Source organism: Streptomyces sp. NPDC058375 (assembly GCF_042723425.1).
GTDB lineage: Bacteria > Actinomycetota > Actinomycetes > Streptomycetales > Streptomycetaceae > Streptomyces > Streptomyces durocortorensis.
Map to the genome: position 1 here is coordinate 1 of NZ_JBHXJG010000141.1, position 19,119 is coordinate 19,119.

Consider the following 19,119-nt stretch of genomic DNA (forward strand, 5'->3'; position numbering starts at 1 on the left):
GCCCTACTTCGAGGGCAGCTCCTTCAGTTGGATGTTGCGGAAGGACACCTGGTCGTCGGCTCCGTGGTTCTGGAGGCCGATGTAGCCGTCCTTCAGACTGCGGGCCGGGTCGGTGTTGGTGAAGTCGTTGATCTTCGCTCCGTTGAGGAAGATCTGCAGACGTTCGCCCTGGACCTTGATCTCGTAGCTGTTCCACTGCCCCGGCGGCCGCAGGACGCGGTCACGGGCCTTGATGTTGGCGGACTTGAAGGTGTAGACGGCGCCGGTGGTGCGGTCGGCGGCGTCGGTGGCGTCGATCTGGATCTCGTACCCGTTGTCGACCGCCGACCAGGGGTCGTCGGACTCCGGGAAGCCCACGAAGATGCCGGAGTTGTCGTCGCCGGCCATCTTCCAGTCGAGCTTCAGCGAGTACGACTTCAGCTCCTTGGCCTGGTAGGTGAGTAGACCCATGCCGCCCTCGGAGTGCAGGGCGCCGTCCTTGACGGAGAACTTCCCCGGGCCCGCCTGCTTCCACCCGTCCAGCGTCTTGCCGTTGAAGATCGGCCGGTAGTCGGTGTCCGGCTTGCAGTCGGCCTTGACCTGGCCGGTGGCGTAACGCAGGCCGCCCAGGACGTGGCTGCGGAAGGCCGGTTCGGCGTAGGACTCCTTGGTGTGGCCGAGCCCGGTGTAGAAGGAGCGGCCACCCTCGTAGGTCTGGCACCAGGAGATCGGGTGATCGCCCTTCATGTTCCCGCCGGTGTAGGTGGTCTCGTCGAGCGTGGCGAGAACCTTGGCCTTGTCCCGGGGGTTGGTGCCGTAGTTGTACCACTCGTCGGTGCGCTGCCACTCCTCGTCCAGGTGGGCGGTCGCGGGGTGGTCGTGGTCCTCGACGCGGACGGTGGCGGGCTGGATCTGCGGGTGCGAGTCGAAGTAGGCGCCGACGAGGCCGCCGTAGAACTCCCAGTCGTACTCGGTGTCGGCGGCCGCGTGGATGCCGACGTAACCGCCGCCGGTGGCCACGTAGTTCTCGAACGCCTTCTGCTGCTCGGCGTTGAGCACGTCACCGGTGGTGGAGAGGAACGCGACGGCGTCGTAGCGGGCCAGGTTGCTGGTGGTGAACTGGGCGGCGGACTCGGTGGAGTCGACCGTGATGTTGGTGTCCTTGCCGATCTCCTTCAGGGCCTCGATGCCCGCGGGGATCGAGTCGTGGCGGAAGCCGGCGGTCTTGGAGAAGACCAGGACACGCTTGGCGGTCTTGTCGACCGGCGTGTTGGACAGTTCGAAGTCGTCGACGTCGTAGAGCGCTCCGTCGCCGCCCTTGAAGACGAGGAAGAGTTCCGTCTGCTTCTTCGGCGCGCCGCGCAGCGGGATGTCGACGTCCTGGAAGGTGTCCCAGCTGCCGGTCACCGGCACCGGGCCCGAGCCGAGGATCTTGCCGGTGGGCGAGCCCGCGCGGACTTCGAGGAAGCCGCCGGAGCCGGCCGAGGAGACCCGGGCGGTCAGCTTGGTGGTGTTGCCGAGGACGTAGGTGTCGAAGGAGATCCAGTCGTCGTTGTGGATGTCGCCGACGGTCTTTCCGCCGTGCGCACTGGACTTGTTCGGCGTGGTGACGCCGGAGGAGTCGTCGAAGTGCTCGGCCTGGCGGTGCTTGGGCTGGAGCCGGGAGGCGTCCTTGCCGGTCAGCTTGGCCTGGCCGCCACCACCGTTGTCGGTGTACGAGGCCGAGATGCCGCCGTAGATGTTGGCGTTGGGGTCGTGACCGCCTTCCATGGCGGTCTTGATGGTGCCCTCGCAGCCGTGCTCGGTGGTGATGTCGTGGCCGTGGCTGTCGTGGCCCAGGGTGAACTTGACCTCGACCTTAGTGCAGTCGATGGTCCCGTCCTCCGGGTCGCTGACGTTCACCTTGAACGGCACGGAGTCACCGAACTCGAAGAGCTGCCCGTCCTCGGGGAGCACCAGCTCCACGGTCGGGGCGGTGTTGCCGACGGTGACGTGGACGCTGGCGGAGCCGGTGCGGCCGGTCGGGTCCTCGGCGGTGAGGGTGGCGGTGTAGGTGCCGTTCTTCTTGTACGTGTACGTGGGGTTGGCGGCGGTGGAGGTCCCGCCGTCGCCGAAGTCCCAGGAGTACGTCAGTGGGTCGTCGTCGCCGTCCGCCGTGCCGGCCGAGGAGAACTTCACCTTCAGCGGCGCGGTGCCCGACGTCTTGTTCGCCGAGGCCTCGGCGATGGGCGAGCGGCCTCCGGTGGCGTTCTCGATGCGGTAGAGCGCGGAGTTCTCGTCGCCGCCGAACCAGGCGAGGCCGTAGTCGAGGACGTAGAGCGCCCCGTCCGGGCCGAAGGCCATGTCCATGATCTGGGTGCCGGACCAGGGGACGTCGTTGATGGACTGGACGCCGCCGTCGGCGTCCTGCTCGATGCGCTTGATCCACTGGCGGCCGAACTCACCGGCGAAGAAGTCGCCGTCGTAGGCCTCGGGGAACTTGACCGGGGAGTCGAGGTCCGCGTCGTAGCGGTAGACCGGGCCGCCCATCGGGGACTCGGAGCCGGTGCCGAACTCGGGCACCGAACCGCCGTCGTACGGGATCCACGCGGCCTCGGCCGGCGGCAGGTCGACGAGGCCGGTGTTGTGCGGCGACTCGTTCTTCGGGGCGGCGCAGTCGAAGGCGGCGCCCGATGCCTTGGTGGCGAAGTCGTAGTCGATGTACGGCTCGTTGTCGCCGACGCAGAAGGGCCAGCCGAAGTTGGCGGCCTTCGTCACCCGGGCGAACTCGACCTTGCCGGACGGCCCGCGCTTGGGGTCGGCCGCGCCCGCGTCGGGGCCGTAGTCACCGACGTACACGGTGCCGGTGGCCTGGTCGACGGAGAAGCGGAAGGGGTTGCGGAAGCCCATCGCGTAGATCTCGGGCCGCGTCTTGTCCGTGCCCGGCTCGAAGAGGTTGCCCTCGGGGATGGTGTACGAGCCGTCGTCGGCGACCTTGATGCGCAGGATCTTGCCGCGCAGGTCGTTGGTGTTGCCCGAGGTGCGGCGGGCGTCGAACGCCGGGTTGCGGTCGGGGCGTTCGTCGATCGGGGTGAAGCCGTCGGAGGCGAAGGGGTTGGTGTCGTCGCCGGTGGAGAGGTAGAGGTTGCCTTCGGCGTCGAAGTCGATGTCACCGCCGACGTGGCAGCACGTGCCGCGCGAGGTGGCGACGTCCAGGACCTTCTTCTCGCTGGCGGTGTCGAGGGTGCCGTCCTCGTTGAGGACGAAGCGTGAGAGCCGGTTGACGCCCTCGAACTTCGCGAAGTCGGCGGCTGTGCCGGTCTCCGGGGCGTCGCCCGCCGGGGTGTCCATCGGGGGTGCGTAGAAGAGGTAGATGGCCCGGTTCTCGGCGAAGTCCGGGTCGACGCCGACGCCTTGGAGGCCTTCCTCGTCGTGCGTGTACACGGGGAGGGTGCCGGAGATCTTGGTGTTGCCGGCGCTGTCGGTGATCCGCAGCTCGCCGCTGCGCGAGGTGTGCAGCACGCTGCGGTCGGGGAGGACGGCGAGCGACATGGGCTCGCCGGTCTCCTCGGCGCCCTTGGCGAGGGTGACTTGCTGGAAGTCCTCCGCGACGGGCTCCTCGTGCCCGGGGTGGCCCGGGTGGGCGGTGGCGCCGGGGGCGGAGCCGAGGGTCAGGGTCGCGGCGGCGAGCAGGCCGCCGGTGAACAGCGCGAGGGTCTTTCGGACGCGGGTCCGGGCCGGGAGCCGCTTTCTTGTTCTGTGCACGTAGGTCCTCCGGAGAGTGCCGGTTGTACGGGCGGGTGTAGCCGTGCCGTGCCGCGCGGGGACTGCCGCGCGTGCGTCACCGGAGACGGGAGCGACCCCGGTGACGCGAGTCATGTCGTGTACACGAAATGGACGGTAGACCTGTTCGTCCTCGACGGAAAGCCCTTGTGCAACAGGTAAGTCGAACTTCTGCTTCCGTCAGGACAAAGAGGTTTTCGGGCAGGGCGAGGCAGCCCCGGGGGCGGGGCCGGTGGACCGGTTCATGCCCCCGGGGCAGAGTCGTGCGAGCTACTCGCCGCCGCCGAAGGCCGCGTCGAAGGAGGCCGACGGCGGGTCGAAGTCGAACCGCTTGAGGCTGGCAAGCGCTTCCGGCGCCCCGTGCAGCCGGTCCATGCCGGCGTCCTCCCACTCGACGGAGACCGGGCCCTCGTAGCCGATGGACCGGAGCATCCGGAAGACGTCCTCCCAGGGCACGTCACCGTGACCGGCGGAGACGAAGTCCCAGCCGCGCCGGGGGTCGCCCCACGGCAGATGCGAGCCGAGGCGGCCGTTGCGGCCGTCGAGGCGTTTGCGGGCCTCCTTGCAGTCCACGTGGTAGATCCGGTCGCGGAAGTCGTAGAGGAAGCCGACCGGGTCGAGGTCCTGCCAGACGAAGTGGCTCGGGTCGAAGTTCAGCCCGAACGCGGGCCGGTGGTCGACCGCTTCGAGCGCGCGCTTGGTGGTCCAGTAGTCGTACGCGATCTCGCTCGGGTGCACCTCGTGGGCGAAGCGCACCCCCTCGGCGTCGAAGACGTCCAGGATCGGGTTCCACCGCTCGGCGAAGTCCTCGTAGCCCCGCTCGATCATGTGCGGCGGGACGGGCGGGAACATCGCGACGAGGTGCCAGATCGAGGACCCGGTGAACCCGATGACGGTGTCCACGCCGAAGGCGGCGGCGGCCCGCGCGGTGTCGGCGATCTCGGCGGCGGCCCGCTGCCGTACGCCCTCGGGCTCGCCGTCGCCCCAGATGCGGGCGGGGACGATGCCCTGGTGGCGTTCGTCGATCGGGTTGTCGCAGACGGCCTGTCCGACCAGGTGGTTGGATATCGCGAAGCACTTCAGCCCGTACTTGTCGAGCAGTTGGTGCCGGGTGTCCAGATAGCCCGGGTCGGCCAGCGCCTTGTCGACCTCGAAGTGGTCTCCCCAGCAGGCGAGTTCGAGCCCGTCGTAGCCGAAGTCCCGGGCGTGGCGGCAGACCTCCTCCAGCGGGAGGTCGGCCCACTGGCCGGTGAAGAGTGTGAAGGGTCGGGGCATGGGGGCGAACTACCTCCTAGGACGGGACCGGGGTGTGGACGGAGTTCTTGGCGGCGCTGTCCTCGACGGCGGCGAGCACCCGCTGCACCTGGAGGCCGTCCGCGAACGACGGTACGGGCGCGGCCCCTTCGGCGATCGTGCGGACCACGTCGCGGGCCTGGTGGACGAAGGTGTGCTCGTAGCCGAGGCCGTGGCCCGGCGGCCACCAGGCCTCCAGGTAGGGGTGTTCGGGCTCGGTGACGAGGATGCGGCGGAAGCCGGCGGTAGGCGCGGGTTCGGTGTGGTCGTGGAAGGACAGCTCGTTGAGCCGCTCCAGGTCGAAGGCGAGCGAGCCCAGCTCCCCGTTGATCTCCAGCCGCAGGGCGTTCTTGCGTCCCGCCGCCATCCGGGTCGCCTCGAAGGAGGCGAGCGCGCCGGAGGCGAGGCGGCCGGTGAAGATCGCCGCGTCGTCGACGGTCACCTCGCCCCGCTCCACCGTGTCGGCGCTGCCGGAGAGCCCGGCCGACGCCCCGGCGAGCAGGGGCCGCTCCCGTACGAAGGTCTCACTGACGGCCGACACCCCGGTGAGGAGTTCACCCGCGAGGTACTGGGCGAGGTCGACGATGTGCGCCCCGAGGTCCCCGAGCGCGCCGGACCCGGCGTGCTCGCGCTTGAGCCGCCAGGTGAGCGGGGACGCCGGGTCGACCAGCCAGTCCTGGAGGTAGGTGGCCCGCACATGGCGCAGCGGCCCGAGCCGGCCCTCGGCGATGAGCTGCCGGGCGTAGGAGATCGCGGGCACCTTGCGGTAGTTGAAGCCCACCATCGCCACCTGGCCCCGGGCGGCGGCCGCCTCGGCGGCGCGGACCATGGCCTCGGCCTCGGCGACGGTGTTGGCGAGCGGCTTCTCGCACAGGACGTGCTTGCCCGCCTCCAGGGCGGCGATGGCGATCTCCGCGTGGCTGTCGCCGGGGGTGCAGATGTCGATCAGCTGGACGTCGTCCCGGGCGATCAGGGCCCGCCAGTCGGTCTCCGCCGCCGCCCAGCCGTGCCGGGCAGCGGCGGCGTCGACCGCCGCACGGTCGCGTCCGCAGATCGCGGCGAGAGCGGGCCGCAGGGGCAGGTCGAAGACGTGTCCGGCGGTGCGCCACCCCTGGGAGTGGGCTGCGCCCATGAACGCGTATCCGACCATGCCGACCCCGAGCGTTCCCGGCGCCTGCCGCGGCGGCGGTGCTGGGGCTTGCGTTTCCGACTCTTGACTACGGGCCATGCGGACTTCCTCCTCATCGGTGTGCGGTAACGGGCCGGGGGACGCGCTCTCCGCATCCCCCGGAGTCCCGGTCAGTTGAAGCCCGTCGGCAGGTACTGGTCGATGTTGTCCTTCGTCACGACCGCGGAGTACAGGGTCAGGGAGGTCGGGATCTCCATCTCGGAGAGGCCGCTGACACCCTTGGACTGGCCGAGCGCCCGGGCCAGGTCGATGGCGGACGCGGCCATCGTCGGCGGGTAGAGGACGGTCGCCTTGATGACCGAGTCGTCGGCCTTGATGGCGTCCATCGCGGACTTGGCGCCGGCGCCGCCGACCATGATGAACTCGTCGCGGCCCGCCTGCTTGATGGCGCGCAGCGCACCGACGCCCTGGTCGTCGTCGTGGTTCCACAGGGCGTCGAACTGCTTCTGGGCCTGGAGGAGCTGGGCCATCTTGGCCTGGCCCGACTCGACGGTGAAGTCGGCTGCCTGACGGGCCACCATCTTGATGTTGGAGTAGTTCTTGAGGGCGTCGGCGAAGCCCTGGCTGCGCTGCTTGGTCAGCTCCAGGTTGTCAGGGCCCGAGAGCTCGACGACCTTGGCGTTCGCCTTGTCCTTGAGCTGCTCGCCGATGTAGTGCCCGGCGTTGAGACCCATGCCGTAGTTGTCGCCGCCGACCCAGCATCGGTAGGCCTGCGGAGAGGCGAAGATGCGGTCCAGGTTGACGACGGGGATGCCTGCCCTCATCGCCTCCAGGCCGACCTGGGTGAGCGCCTTGCCGTCGGCGGGGAGGATGACGAGAACGTCGACCTTCTTGTTGATGAGGGTCTTGATCTGGCCGATCTGGGCGGCGGTGTCGTTGGAGCCCTCGGTGGTCTCCAGGGTGACGTCGGAGTACGTCTCCGCCCGGGACTTGGCGTTGACGTTGATCGCGTTGAGCCAGCCGTGGTCGGCCTGCGGTCCGGCGAAGCCGATGGTGACGGCCTTGCCGGGCTTGTCGTCGGCGGGGGCGCTGTTGCCGGCGGGCTCGGTCTTCTTCGGCTCGTTGCTGGTGCAGGCGGTGAGGAGCGCGCCCGCCGAGACGGCGGCGGTTCCGAACAACAGGCCTCTGCGGCTGGTTTCTGGCATGACGGTCTGACCCTTCATCCGGTGGGTGCGTACGAGGTGCGGGTGCGGGGGGTTCGTATCGGTGCCGGGGGATCCGGGGCGGCCGGCGCCGGTCAGGTCTCCCGGCCGCGCATGGTGCGGCGTTGGACCAGGACGGCGGCGACGATGATCGCGCCCTTGGCGATCTGCTGGACGTCGCTCTGGAGGTTGTTGAGCGCGAAGATGTTGGTGATCGTGGTGAAGATCAGGACGCCGAGGACGGAGCCGACGATCGTGCCCCGGCCGCCGCTGAGCAGGGTTCCGCCGATGATCGCGGCGGCGATGGCGTCGAGCTCGTACAGGTCGCCGTTGGTGTTCTGGCCGGAGCCGGCCAGCACGATCAGCATGAAGGCGGCGATCCCGCAGCACAGTCCGGACAGCACGTAGAGGTACAGGCGCTGGCGGCGGACGTCGATCCCGGCGAGCCGGGCGGCCTCCGCGTTGCCGCCGACGGCGACCGTGCGGCGGCCGAAGGTGGTCCGGTTGAGGATCAGCCAGCCGACGACCGTGACCACGGCGAACATGATGACCAGCGGTGGGATCCCGAGGATGTAGGAGTCGGGCAGGCCGAGGTCGAGGACCGAGTCCACGGTGACGATCTGGGTCTTGCCGTCGGTGATCTGGAGGGCGAGACCGCGGGCCGAGGCGAGCATGGCCAGCGTCGCGATGAACGGGACCATGCCGCCGTACGCGATGAGGACGCCGTTCACGAGCCCGGCGGCGAGGCCGACGATCACCGCGGTGAACGCGATGCCCGCGAAGCCGTACTCCTGGGTGGCCAGGGTCGTCGCCCACACCGAGGCGAGGGCGACCATCGCTCCGACGGAGAGGTCGATGCCGCCGCTGATGATGACGAAGGTCATGCCGACGGTGACGACACCGATGACGGAGGCCTGGGTCAGGATCAGCTGGAGATTCCCGGTGTCCAGGAAGGCGTCCGGTTCGGTGATGCCGCCGACCAGGACCAGCGCGGCGAGGACGCCGAGCAGGGACAGGATCCGGACGTCGAGCCGCAGACCGAGAGCCGGCCTGCCACCGCCCGACTTCGAGGGCGGTGTGTCGGAGGGGGCGGTGAGCGTCCCCTTGTCCGGCCCGTTGTGCTGCGCCGACGGGGCGGGCTGTGTCATGGCGTCGGGCTCCCTTCCATCACGAGGTCGAGTACGCGGTGCTCGTCGAGCTCCTGGGCGAGGGCCGTGTGGACCACTTCGCCCTCCCGGAGGACCAGCACCCGGTCGGCGAGGCCCAGGACTTCGGGCACTTCGCTGGAGACGAGCAGAACGGCGAGGCCTTCGTCGGCCAGCCGGCGGATCACGGCGTAGAGCTCGGCGCGGGCGCCGACGTCGACGCCACGGGTCGGTTCGTCCAGCAGCAGGACCCGGCAGCCGCGCAGCAGCCAGCGGGCGAGGACGGCTTTCTGCTGGTTGCCGCCGGAGAGGGTGCGGACCGCGGCGTCCGGGTTGTCGGGCCGCATCTGCAGTTCCCGAGTGGCGCTCTGTGCGGACTTCCGCTCCCCGCCCCGGTCGATCCAGCCGATCCGGGCGAAGCGGGAGAGGGAGGAGACGGAGACGTTACGGGTGACCGACTCGGTCATCAGCAGGGCCTGCGCCTTGCGTTCCTCGGGGGCGAGGCCGATACCGGCGGCGACGGCGGCGCGGACGCTGCCGGGGCGGAGCTGCTTGCCCGCGACGGTGACGGTTCCGGTGCTCGCCTTGCGGGCTCCGTAGATCGTCTCCAGGATCTCCGAGCGGCCCGAGCCGACGAGTCCGGCGAGGCCGACGATCTCGCCGGGGCGCAGTTCGAGGTCGACGGGGGCGAACTCGCCCTTGCGGGAGAGGCCTTGGACCCGGAGTACGGGTTCCGCGGTGGTGGCCGGCGGCTCCTCGGGGCGGGGCGGGAAGACATAGGCGACGTCGCGGCCGGTCATCATGGCAACGATGTCGCGCGTCGGGGTGTCGGCGGCGGGCAGTCCGACGGCCACGGTCCGGCCGTCCTTGATGACGGTGACCCGGTCGCCGATGCGGCGGATCTCCTCCAGGCGGTGCGAGATGTAGACGACGGCGACCCCGTCGGCGGTGAGGCCCTCGACGATGCGGAAGAGGTTGTCGACCTCGTCGGGGTCGAGGGCGGCGGAGGGCTCGTCCATGACGATGAGCCGGACGTCGTGGGAGAGCGCCCGCGCCATGGAGACGATCTGCTGCTGGGCGGCGGAGAGGTCGCCGACGTGCCGGGCGGGGTCGATCTCCGGGTGTCCGAGGCGGGCCAGCAGCGCTTTCGCGGCGGCGCGCCCCTGGCCCGTACGGACGATGAAGCCGGCGCTGGTCGGCTCGTGGCCGAGGAAGACGTTCTCGGCGACCGAGAGGTCCTCTACCAGGTCGAGTTCCTGGTAGATGGTGGCGATGCCCAGGCGCATGGCGGCGATCGGCGACTTGAGCTGGACCTTCTCGCCGTGCCAGGTGATCTCGCCGTCGTTGGGCTGGTGGGCTCCGGCGAGCACCTTGATGAGGGTGGACTTGCCCGCACCGTTCTGGCCGAGGAGGCAGTGGACCTCGCCGGCCTGGACTTCCAGGTCGACGCCGTCCAGGGCGCGGACGCCCGGGAAGAGCTTGGTGATGCCGGACATGGTGAGCAGGGGTGGTTCTGGTGCCATGACGAAATCCCCTCGGCGAATGGGGTCTCCCCTGCTCGGGCGGGTGCCGAGGGCCGGGGAGGGCCGGTGAGCGGACAGGGCGCAGGGCTGGAGGTGCCGTGGAGCCGGCGGCACCGCGAACGGCTGCTGACGGGAGGTGGTTCCGTGGTGCGGGGTGCGTACGGCTGCTGACGGGAGGTGGTTCCGTGGTGCGGGGTGCGTACGGCTGCTGACGGGGTGGTTCCGTGGTGCGTCGTACGGCCTGGGGTCAGGCCGGGGAGAAGAGGTGGTCGCTGATGAGCCGGGCCGCGCCGATCACTCCGGCGGTGGGCCCCAACTCGCCCAGCACGATGGGGAGATTGCCGGTGGCCAGGGGCAGGGACTGCTTGTAGACCTGGGTGCGGACACTGGCGAGGAGGTTGTGACCGAGGCCGGTGACCCCGCCGCCGATCACCACCAGACCGGGATTGAAGAAGCTGACCAGGCTCGCGATCACCTGGCCGAGCCGGTTGCCGCCTTCGCGGATCAGGTCGAGCGCGGCTCCGTCCCCGGCAGCGGCGGCGGCCGCCACGTCGGCGGCGGTGAGGCGTCCCGCCGCCTCCAACCGGGCGGCGAGTTCAGGTGAGCGGCCCTCCCGGGCGGCGTCCTCGGCGTCGCGGGCGAGCGCCGCGCCGCTGAAGTGGGCTTCCAGGCAGCCCTTGTTGCCGCAGGCGCAGGGCCGGCCGTCGGGGTCGACCTGGATGTGCCCGATGTCGCCGGCGCTGCCGGTCGTACCGCGGTAGACCTCGCCGCCGACGACGATGCCGCAGCCGATACCCGTACCGATCTTGACGCAGAGGAAGTCGCCCACGGAACGGGCGACGCCCGCGTGCTGCTCCCCCATCGCCATGAGGTTCACGTCGTTGTCGACCATGACGGGGCAGCCCAGCTCCTGGCTGAGCGCCTCGCGGACCGGGAACCCGTCCCAGCCGGGCATGATCGGCGGCGCGACCGGCACGCCCTCGGGGAAGCGGACGGGGCCGGGAACCCCGATGCCCGCGCCGTCGAAGCCTTCGGCGAGCCCGGAGGCCCGCAGTTTGGCGGCCAGCGACAGGACCTGCTCGAAGACGGCGACAGGCCCCTCGCGCACGTCCATCGGGTGGTTGAGGTGTCCCAGTACCTCCAACTCCGCGTTGGTGACGGCCACATCTATCGAGGTGGCGCCGATGTCGACGCCGAGGAAGCGCAGTTCGGGGGCGAGCCGGATGTTGTGCGAGCGGCGCCCGCCGCGCGATGCGGCGAGTCCGTCGGCCACCACCAGGCCGGTCTCCAGGAGCCGGTCCACCTCGACGGCGAGCTTCGAGCGCGACAGCTCGACCTGATCACCCAGTTGCGCACGGGAGTTGGGGCCCCCGTCGCGCAGCAGCCGGAGCAGCCGCGCCTGATGCGCGTTCGCGGGTCGTGCCGTCATACGTCTCACGCGTCCCTCCCCGCCACATCGGCCAGTCCGTCGGGCTTTCGAGGGGAACGTAGCAGCGCTTTCCCGGAGTGGGAAGAAGTTGCGCAGGAATCCGCGCCAACTTTTTCCACACTCAGGACAAAGATGCTCGGGATACGGTCAGGGGCAGCGGATGACCTGGCCCGCGTAGGAGAGGTTTCCGCCGAAGCCGAAGAGGAGGACGGGCGCGCCGGAGGCGATCTCGCCGCGCTCGACCAGCTTGGACAGCGCCATCGGGATGGAGGCGGCGGAGGTGTTGCCGGAGTCCACCACGTCCCGGGCGATGACGGCGTTGACCGCGCCGATCTTGCGGGCGACCGGCTCGATGATCCGCAGGTTGGCCTGGTGCAGGACGACCGCGCCCAGGTCCTCCGGGGCGATGCCCGCCTTCTCGCATACCCGGCGGGCGATCGGGGGGAGCTGGGTGGTGGCCCAGCGGTAGACGGACTGCCCCTCCTGCGCGAAGCGCGGCGGCGTCCCCTCGATCCGGACCGCGTTGCCCATCTCCGGCACGGAACCCCACAGCACCGGTCCGATGCCGGGCCCGTCCGGGGTGTCGGGGGCGGCCGGGTCGGCGGTGACGACCGCCGCGCCCGCTCCGTCGCCGAGCAGGACGCAGGTGGAGCGGTCGGTCCAGTCCGCGATGTCGGCCATCTTGTCGGCGCCGATGACCAGGGCCCGGGTCGCCGCGCCGGCCCGGATCGCGTGGTCGGCGGTGGCCAGCGCGTGCGTGAAGCCGGAGCACACCACGTTGATGTCCATCACGGCGGGCGAGCCCATGCCGAGCCGGGCCGCGACCCGGGCAGCCATGCTCGGGGACCGGTCGATCGCGGTGGAGGTGGCGACGAGGACCAGATCGATGTCCGAGGGAGCCAGCCCGGCCGTGGCCAGCGCCTTGGCCCCCGCGTGCGCGGCCATCTCGTCCACCGGCTCCTCGGGCCCTCCGACGTGGCGGGTCTTGATGCCGACCCGGCTGGTGATCCACTCGTCGCTCGTGTCGACCATGGCCGCCAGATCGTCGTTGGTGAGCACCTTGGCGGGCTGGTAGTGGCCGAGCGCCACGACACGTGAGCCGGTCATACGGGTTCCCATCGTCGGGTAGGGCAGGAAACAACCAGTCTTGGTCGCTACCGCCGGGTACGGGGGCACGTGATCCCACAGGAATCGGGCCCACACGTTGGAGCATTGACAACTCCCTGGTCAGCGTGCTGTACGGGTGGCTGCGACACGCCGGGTGCGCGTGCCGGACAATGAACCGGAGAAACGAACAGGCCGCACACGGACAGAATCGGGTTCAGCTCTATGGGACGGGTCACCGAACGCCGCCGCACCCTTCGCATCCGGGACGGTGCCGTCTCCTCCCGCGCGGACACCCTGGTGGCGGAGGAGCCCCTGGAGATCCGGCTGAACGGCCGGCCGCTGGCCATCACCATGCGGACTCCGGGCGACGATTTCGCGCTGGCCGCGGGCTTCCTGGTCAGCGAGGGGGTGATCGCCGAGGGCGACGAGGTCCAGTCGATCGTCTACTGCGCCGGGGCGACGGCGGACGGCGTGAACACCTACAACGTGGTGGACGTGAAGCTCGCGCCCGGGGTCGAGGTCCCCGACATCACGCTGGAGCGCAACGTCTACACGACCTCCTCCTGCGGTCTGTGCGGCAAGGCCAGCCTGGACGCGGTCCGCACGACCACCCGGCACCCCGTGGCCGACGCTCCCCCGGTGCGGGTCGCCCCGGAGCTGCTGTCCGTCCTCCCGGACCGGTTGCGGGCCGCGCAGCGGGTGTTCGACCGGACGGGCGGCCTGCACGCCGCCGCGCTGTTCTCCGAGAAGGGCGAGCTGCTGGACGTACGGGAGGACGTCGGCCGGCACAACGCGGTCGACAAGCTGGTGGGGCGGGCGCTGACGGACCACCGGCTGCCGCTGTCGCGGGCCGTTCTGCTGGTGTCGGGGCGGGCCTCGTTCGAGCTGGCGCAGAAGGCCGTGATGGCGGGGATCCCGGTGCTCGCGGCGGTCTCCGCGCCGTCGTCGCTGGCCGTGGACCTGGCGGCGGAGAGCGGACTGACGCTGGTCGGCTTCCTGCGCGGACCATCGATGAACGTGTACGCCGGTGAGCACCGGATCGCGCTGGAGGAGACGGCCCGGCAGGGAGGCTGAGACCCCGGCAGGGTCGGCTGAGACGGGTCGCCTGTACGGAGCCGTCGCTCACTCCCCCGCGAAGGCCAGGCCCTCGGCGGCCAGCGCCTCGCGAAGCACCCTGATCGCCTTCGGGCCGACCCCGTGGAGCGCCAGCACCTCGGCCGCGGTCACGGTGGGAAGCTGGGCGAGGCGGGTGTAGCCCGCCGCGCGCAGGGCGCTGCGGGCCGGGTTGCCCGCTCCGTGCGGAAAGTCGTCGGCGGGCGTACCGCTCTCGTCACTCATCGCGCTTCCTCGCTGTGGGCTACCGGCTACCGGCTACCGTAACGGCCGGGTCCGACAGTGGGCCGGAAGCGGCGGGCCCCGCCGGGTCGTCCCGGGACGGCGGCTCCTCGGGGTCGTGCGAGCGGCGCTTGGCGACGACCGCGCAGACCATCAGCTGCATCTGGTGGAAGAGCATCAGCGGCAGCACGGCCAGGCTCGCGTCCGCACCGAAGATCACGCCGGCCATCGGCAGCCCGGCCGCCAGGCTCTTCTTCGACCCGGCGAACTGGATGGCGATCCGGTCCGCCCGGCCGAACCCGAGCCGCCGTCCCCCGTACCAGCTCAGGGTGAGCATCAGCGCCAGCAGGACGGCCTCGGCGGCGAGCAGCGCGCCGAGGCGGACGGGGGTGACCTGGTGCCAGACCCCGGCGACCATCCCCTCGCTGAACGCGGTGTAGACGACGAGCAGGATCGACCCGCGGTCGACCAGGCCGAGCACCTTCTTGTGCCGGGTGAGGAAGCCGCCCACCCAGCGGCGCAGCAGCTGTCCGGCGAGGAACGGGGCGAGCAGTTGGAGGACGATCTTCAACAGGGAGTCCGCCGAGAACCCGCCCCCGGCCGAGCCGAGGAGCAGGGCGGCGAGCAGCGGGGTCACGAAAATCCCGGCGAGGCTGGAGAAGGACCCGGCGCAGATCGCGGCGGGCACGTTGCCCCGGGCGATCGAGGTGAAGGCGATGGAGGACTGGATCGTCGAGGGGACCAGGCACAGGAAGAGGAAGCCCGCCTGGAGCTCGGGCGTCAGCACGTACGGCACGAGGCCGCCGCTCGTCAGCCCCAGCAGCGGGAAGACGACGAAGGTGTAGGCCAGGACGGTGAGGTGGAGGCGCCAGTGCTTGAGTCCGTCGAGCGCCTCGGCGGTGGAGAGCCGCGCCCCGTAGAGGAAGAACAGCAGGGCGACCGCGCCGGTGGAGGCCCCGCCCGCCACGTCGGCGGCGGTCCCCCGGGCGGGCAGCAGCGCCGCGAGGGCCACGGTGGCGGCGAGGGCCAGGACGTAGGCGTCGACCGGCAGCCAGGAGGGCAATCGCGGGATGCGGCGGGACATGGGCGGGCCTGCTCCGGAGGTCGGGGATCCGTTTCGGCGTCCATCCTGCCCCCGTACCGTCCCATCGGGAATCGGGTATACCGCTCTGACTGTCATCACGGATCCCGATAACGTGCACGGTATGGACACCACGTACGACCCCGCCCAGCTGCGTACCTTCCTCGCGGTGGCCCAGACGCTGAGCTTCACGCAGGCCGCACGCAGGCTCGGGATCCGCCAGTCCACGGTCAGCCAGCACGTGCGGCGGCTGGAGGAGGCGGCCGGACGGCAGTTGTTCGCCCGGGACACCCATCGCGTCGACCTCACGGACGACGGCGAGGCGATGCTCGGCTTCGCGGGGTCGATCCTGTCGGCCCACGAGCGGGCCGCGGCGTTCTTCGCGGGCACCCGGCTGCGCGGGCGGTTGCGGTTCGGGGCCTCCGAGGACTTCGTGCTGACCCGGCTCCCCGAGATCCTGGAGTCCTTCCGCCGTGACCATCCGGAGGTGGAGCTCCAGCTCACGGTGGAGCTGTCCGGGACGCTGCACCGGCAGCTCGCGGCGGGCCGGCTGGACCTGGTGCTGGCCAAGCGGCGGACCGGGGACACCCACGGCGAGCTGATGTGGCAGGACGCGCTCGACTGGATCGGCGCGCCGCAGTTGCGCCTCGATCCGGAGCGCCCCGTTCCGCTGGTCGTCTTTCCGCCACCGGCCATCACCCGGGCCCGCGCCCTGGAGGTGCTGGAGGAGCACGGGCGGGCCTGGCGGATCGCCTGCACGAGTACGAGCCTGAGCGGCCTGGTCGCTGCCGCGCGGGCGGGCCTGGGGGTGATGGCGCACTCCCGGGGGATGGTCCCGCCGGGTCTGGTGCCGGTGCCGGCCAGGGCGGGGCTGCCGGAGCTCGGCGGCGTGGACTTCGTCCTGCTGTACGGGAACCGGCGGGGCGCGGCCCAGGAGGCGGCCGACGCGCTGGCCTCGGCGATCCTGGCGGGCGGTGACCGGCTGCACCGCGGGACGGGCGGCGGGGAGGGCCCGTAGCCGCTGTCCGGGCCACCGGCGCGGTGATCGCTGTGACGCGGTGGTCGCGGCGGGCGGATTCGGTGGAGATTCCGGCGCGAGCCGCTTACCCCTCGGTCAGAACTGGACCGGCCGGACGCCCGAGCCTTGCCCATCTGGCCGGATTTCGACGGTTGACCTGTGCGGACGACACACGGACGACTCGGTGCGCGGAGGCTCCGAGCCCCTCCCGCCGGGCCCCCGCTTGGGGTAGCGTCGCGGCGCTGTGCGGAGCGCCACGAGGAGCATGTCATTGCGCGATTTCACTGTCCCACCCATGGCGGCGGCGCCTCAAGTCGGCGGTCTGGCCGATGTGGTCTTCGACTACGCGGAGGACGATCCGCACCGCGTCGCGCTCGGCCGCAAGGACGCCGGGGGCCAGTGGCGCGATGTGACCGCCGGGGACTTCCGGGATTCTGTGCTGGCCCTGGCCAAGGGGCTGATCGCGCACGGAGTGCGGTTCGGCGACCGGGTCGCGCTGATGTCCCGTACGCGGTACGAGTGGACGCTCTTCGACTTCGCGCTCTGGACCGTCGGGGCCCAGTCGGTGCCGATCTACCCGACCTCCTCCGCCGAGCAGGTCCTGTGGATGCTGCACGACGCCGAGGTGGTGGCGGTGATGGTCGAGCACGAGGACCACGCGATGACCGTCGGTTCGGTGATCGACCGGCTGCCGCATCTGAAGCGGCTGTGGCAGCTGGACGCCGGGGCGGTGGACGAGCTGCTCGGGGCGGGCGCGGGCATCGACGACGAGGTGGTGCAGCGGCACCGGCGCGCGGTGACGCCCGACTCCGTGGCGACCGTCATCTACACCTCGGGGACGACGGGCCGCCCCAAGGGGTGTGTGATCACCCACGCGAGCTTCATGTTCGAGAGCGACACGATGGTCGCGCGCTGGGAGCCGGTGTTCCATTCCAAGCCGGGCGACGAGGCGGCCACCCTCCTCTTCCTGCCGCTGGCCCATGTCTTCGGGCGGATGGTCGAGATCGCCGCGATCCGTGGCCGGGTCAAGCTCGGCCATCAGCCGGAGCTGTCCGCGAACGCGCTGATGCCGGACCTGGTGATGTTCCGGCCGACGTTCATCCTGGCGGTGCCGTACATCTTCGAGAAGGTGTTCAACGGGGCCCGGCGCAAGGCGGAGGCGGAGGGCCGGTCCGGGCCGTTCGACAAGGCCGTCGACATCGCGGTGAAGTACGCCGAGGCCCTGGAGCTGAAGGCGTTCGGGGAGGGCCCCGGCCCTTCGGCCGCGCTGCGGATGCAGCACCAGTTCTTCGACAAGGTCGTGTACAAGAAGGTCCGTGACGCGATGGGCGGCCGGGTGCGGCACGCGATGTCGGGCGGCTCCGGCATGGACCGCCGGCTCGGGCTGTTCTTCGCGGGCGCCGGGGTGACGGTCTTCGAGGGGTACGGGCTGACCGAGTCGACCGCCGCCGTGACGGCGAATCCGCCCGAGCGCACCCGGTACGGGACGGTCGGGCAGCCGATTCCGGGGGCGTCGGTGCACATCGCGGACGACGGCGAGGTGTGGGTGCACGGGCCGAACGTGTTCTCCGGCTATCTGGGGAATCCGGAGGCCACCCGGGCGGTGTTGCAGGACGGCTGGCTGGCGACCGGGGACCTCGGCGCGCTGGACGGGGACGGCTATCTGACGATCACCGGGCGGAAGAAGGAGATCCTGGTGACGTCCGGCGGCAAGAGCGTCTCCCCGGCCGGTCTGGAAGAACGCGTACGGGCGCATCCGCTGGTGGCGCAGTGCATCGTCGTCGGCAACGACCGCCCGTACATCGCGGCGCTCGTCACCGTCGACCAGGAGTCCGTGGACCACTGGCTGTCGATGCAGGGCCGCACGCCGCTCGGCCCGGCCGACCTGGTGCGGGATCCGGACCTGGAGATGGAGGTCCGCCGGGCGGTGGTGGCCGCCAACACGGCGGTGTCCCAGGCCGAGTCCATCCGTACGTTCCGGATCCTGGCCCACCCGTTCACCGAGGAGCTGGGGCTGCTGACCCCGTCCTTGAAGCTGAAGCGGAAGGCGATCGAGACGGCGTACGCGGTCGAGGTCGACGCCCTGTACCACTAACTCCCGCCTGCGGGAATGCCTCGGCCCGCCCGGTCGTTGTCGTGGGGAGTCACCAACCGACGACGTTAGGATCGACCGCTCGTGAGCCAGGTCCCCTCCATCACCCTCAACAACGGCCTCGACATGCCGCAGCTCGGTTTCGGTGTCTGGCAGGTGCCGGACGACGAGGCGGAGAAGGCGGTCGCCACGGCCATCGAGACGGGGTACCGGAGCATCGACACCGCCGCGATCTACGAGAACGAGACGGGCACCGGCAAGGCCATCGCCGCCTCCGGCGTCGCCCGCGACGAGCTCTTCGTCACCACAAAGCTGTGGAACAGCGAGCAGGGCCACGACAGCACGCTGCGCGCCTTCGACGCCTCGCTGGAGAAGCTCGGCCTGGACTACGTCGACCTGTACCTGATCCACTGGCCGGTCCCGGCGAAGGACGCGTACACCGAGACGTACAAGGCGTTCGAGAAGATCCTCGCCGACGGCCGCGCGAAGGCCATCGGTGTGTCGAACTTCCACCCCGAGCACCTGAAGCGGCTGCTCGCCGAGACCTCCGTGGTCCCGGCCGTCAACCAGATCGAGCTGCACCCGCAGCTCCAGCAGGCCGAGTCCCGCGCCTTCCACGCCGATCACGGCATCGCCACCGAGGCGTGGTCGCCGCTAGGCCAGGGCAAGGGCCTGCTGGAGGTGCCGACGGTCGTCGCCATCGCCCAGAAGCACGGCCGCACCCCGGCCCAGGCGGTGCTGCGCTGGCACCTGCAGACCGGCAACATCGTGATCCCGAAGTCCGTGACCCCGTCGCGGATCAAGGAGAACCTCGACGTGTTCGGCTTCGAGCTGGACGCCGACGACCTCGCCGCCTTCGCGGCCCTGGACGAGGGCAAGCGGCTCGGCCCCGACCCGGCGGAGTTCAACGTCGGCGCCTGAGCACGCCCGGCCGACGACGGCGCCCCCCACCCCGGCCACCCGCCGCCTGCTCACCGAATGCCTGGACCTGATCACCACACCGCTGCTCGACGAGGTGTGGGAC

At 70.8% G+C, this 19,119-nt stretch carries 14 protein-coding genes; 4 read left to right on the forward strand and 10 right to left on the reverse strand.

What is annotated here, in order from left to right; all coding sequences use genetic code 11:
- Nucleotides 1-3 precede the first annotated feature (3 nt).
- The 8 genes from ACFWM7_RS21940 to ACFWM7_RS21975 form a co-directional block, all read right to left on the reverse strand.
- Nucleotides 4-3,723 carry a ThuA domain-containing protein gene (locus tag ACFWM7_RS21940; protein ID WP_383263090.1) on the reverse strand — a complete coding sequence of 1,240 codons (3,720 nt, stop codon included), beginning with the start codon at nucleotides 3,721-3,723 and terminating at the stop codon, nucleotides 4-6.
- 288 nt (nucleotides 3,724-4,011) lie between these two features.
- Nucleotides 4,012-5,016, reverse strand: a complete 1,005-nt coding sequence (locus ACFWM7_RS21945) for a sugar phosphate isomerase/epimerase family protein (protein ID WP_383263092.1) — start codon at nucleotides 5,014-5,016, stop codon at nucleotides 4,012-4,014.
- Between the two features lie 16 nt (nucleotides 5,017-5,032).
- Nucleotides 5,033-6,184, reverse strand: coding sequence for a Gfo/Idh/MocA family protein (locus ACFWM7_RS21950; protein WP_383263094.1), 1,152 nt, complete (start codon nucleotides 6,182-6,184; stop codon nucleotides 5,033-5,035).
- A 149-nt stretch (nucleotides 6,185-6,333) separates the two neighbouring features.
- Nucleotides 6,334-7,368, reverse strand: a complete 1,035-nt coding sequence (locus ACFWM7_RS21955) for a substrate-binding domain-containing protein (protein WP_383263096.1) — start codon at nucleotides 7,366-7,368, stop codon at nucleotides 6,334-6,336.
- A 92-nt stretch (nucleotides 7,369-7,460) separates the two neighbouring features.
- Nucleotides 7,461-8,513 (reverse strand): ABC transporter permease, encoded by a 1,053-nt coding sequence (locus ACFWM7_RS21960; RefSeq protein WP_383263098.1) that lies wholly within the window; start codon nucleotides 8,511-8,513, stop codon nucleotides 7,461-7,463.
- On the reverse strand, nucleotides 8,510-10,033 hold the full coding sequence (locus ACFWM7_RS21965) for a sugar ABC transporter ATP-binding protein (RefSeq protein WP_383263099.1): 1,524 nt from the start codon (nucleotides 10,031-10,033) through the stop codon (nucleotides 8,510-8,512). The genes ACFWM7_RS21960 and ACFWM7_RS21965 overlap by 4 nt, the downstream gene beginning before the upstream one ends.
- 247 nt (nucleotides 10,034-10,280) lie before the next feature.
- Nucleotides 10,281-11,462, reverse strand: a complete 1,182-nt coding sequence (locus ACFWM7_RS21970) for an ROK family protein (RefSeq protein WP_383263101.1) — start codon at nucleotides 11,460-11,462, stop codon at nucleotides 10,281-10,283.
- Nucleotides 11,463-11,609: 147 nt separating this feature from the next.
- Nucleotides 11,610-12,569 (reverse strand): beta-ketoacyl-ACP synthase III, encoded by a 960-nt coding sequence (locus ACFWM7_RS21975; protein ID WP_205081673.1) that lies wholly within the window; start codon nucleotides 12,567-12,569, stop codon nucleotides 11,610-11,612.
- Nucleotides 12,570-12,791: 222 nt separating this feature from the next.
- Here ACFWM7_RS21975 and fdhD point away from each other — a divergent pair, with 222 nt between their 5' ends.
- Nucleotides 12,792-13,643, forward strand: a complete 852-nt coding sequence (fdhD, locus tag ACFWM7_RS21980) for a formate dehydrogenase accessory sulfurtransferase FdhD (protein WP_383263103.1) — start codon at nucleotides 12,792-12,794, stop codon at nucleotides 13,641-13,643.
- Between the two features lie 48 nt (nucleotides 13,644-13,691).
- Here fdhD and ACFWM7_RS21985 read toward each other — a convergent pair whose 3' ends face one another.
- Nucleotides 13,692-13,907: a DNA-binding protein gene (locus tag ACFWM7_RS21985; RefSeq protein WP_383263105.1), complete on the reverse strand. Its 216-nt coding sequence runs from the start codon at nucleotides 13,905-13,907 to the stop codon at nucleotides 13,692-13,694.
- 19 nt (nucleotides 13,908-13,926) lie between these two features.
- Nucleotides 13,927-14,988 (reverse strand): bile acid:sodium symporter family protein, encoded by a 1,062-nt coding sequence (locus ACFWM7_RS21990; RefSeq protein WP_383263106.1) that lies wholly within the window; start codon nucleotides 14,986-14,988, stop codon nucleotides 13,927-13,929.
- Between the two features lie 121 nt (nucleotides 14,989-15,109).
- On the opposite strand from ACFWM7_RS21990, the gene ACFWM7_RS21995 reads away from it, so the two are divergent.
- From ACFWM7_RS21995 to ACFWM7_RS22005, 3 genes are all read left to right on the forward strand, one after another.
- Nucleotides 15,110-16,003, forward strand: coding sequence for a LysR family transcriptional regulator (locus ACFWM7_RS21995; RefSeq protein WP_383263108.1), 894 nt, complete (start codon nucleotides 15,110-15,112; stop codon nucleotides 16,001-16,003).
- Nucleotides 16,004-16,298: 295 nt separating this feature from the next.
- Nucleotides 16,299-18,098 carry an AMP-dependent synthetase/ligase gene (locus ACFWM7_RS22000; protein WP_383263109.1) on the forward strand — a complete coding sequence of 600 codons (1,800 nt, stop codon included), beginning with the start codon at nucleotides 16,299-16,301 and terminating at the stop codon, nucleotides 18,096-18,098.
- Nucleotides 18,099-18,179: 81 nt separating this feature from the next.
- Nucleotides 18,180-19,016, forward strand: coding sequence for an aldo/keto reductase (locus tag ACFWM7_RS22005; RefSeq protein WP_383263111.1), 837 nt, complete (start codon nucleotides 18,180-18,182; stop codon nucleotides 19,014-19,016).
- The last annotated feature ends 103 nt before the right edge of the window (nucleotides 19,017-19,119 follow it).

Excerpts from the sequence above, each read along its gene's own strand:
- ACFWM7_RS21945 (WP_383263092.1), bottom strand. The coding sequence starts at position 5,016 with ATGCCCCGACCCTTCACACTCTTCACCGGCCAGTGGGCCGACCTCCCG.
- ACFWM7_RS21950 (WP_383263094.1), bottom strand. The coding sequence starts at position 6,184 with ATGGTCGGATACGCGTTCATGGGCGCAGCCCACTCCCAGGGGTGGCGC.
- ACFWM7_RS21955 (WP_383263096.1), bottom strand. The coding sequence starts at position 7,368 with ATGCCAGAAACCAGCCGCAGAGGCCTGTTGTTCGGAACCGCCGCCGTC.
- ACFWM7_RS21960 (WP_383263098.1), bottom strand. The coding sequence starts at position 8,513 with ATGACACAGCCCGCCCCGTCGGCGCAGCACAACGGGCCGGACAAGGGG.
- ACFWM7_RS21965 (WP_383263099.1), bottom strand. The coding sequence starts at position 10,033 with ATGGCACCAGAACCACCCCTGCTCACCATGTCCGGCATCACCAAGCTC.
- ACFWM7_RS21970 (WP_383263101.1), bottom strand. The coding sequence starts at position 11,462 with ATGACGGCACGACCCGCGAACGCGCATCAGGCGCGGCTGCTCCGGCTG.
- ACFWM7_RS21975 (WP_205081673.1), bottom strand. The coding sequence starts at position 12,569 with ATGACCGGCTCACGTGTCGTGGCGCTCGGCCACTACCAGCCCGCCAAG.
- fdhD (WP_383263103.1), top strand. The coding sequence starts at position 12,792 with ATGGGACGGGTCACCGAACGCCGCCGCACCCTTCGCATCCGGGACGGT.
- ACFWM7_RS21985 (WP_383263105.1), bottom strand. The coding sequence starts at position 13,907 with ATGAGTGACGAGAGCGGTACGCCCGCCGACGACTTTCCGCACGGAGCG.
- ACFWM7_RS21990 (WP_383263106.1), bottom strand. The coding sequence starts at position 14,988 with ATGTCCCGCCGCATCCCGCGATTGCCCTCCTGGCTGCCGGTCGACGCC.
- ACFWM7_RS21995 (WP_383263108.1), top strand. The coding sequence starts at position 15,110 with ATGGACACCACGTACGACCCCGCCCAGCTGCGTACCTTCCTCGCGGTG.
- ACFWM7_RS22000 (WP_383263109.1), top strand. The coding sequence starts at position 16,299 with ATGGCGGCGGCGCCTCAAGTCGGCGGTCTGGCCGATGTGGTCTTCGAC.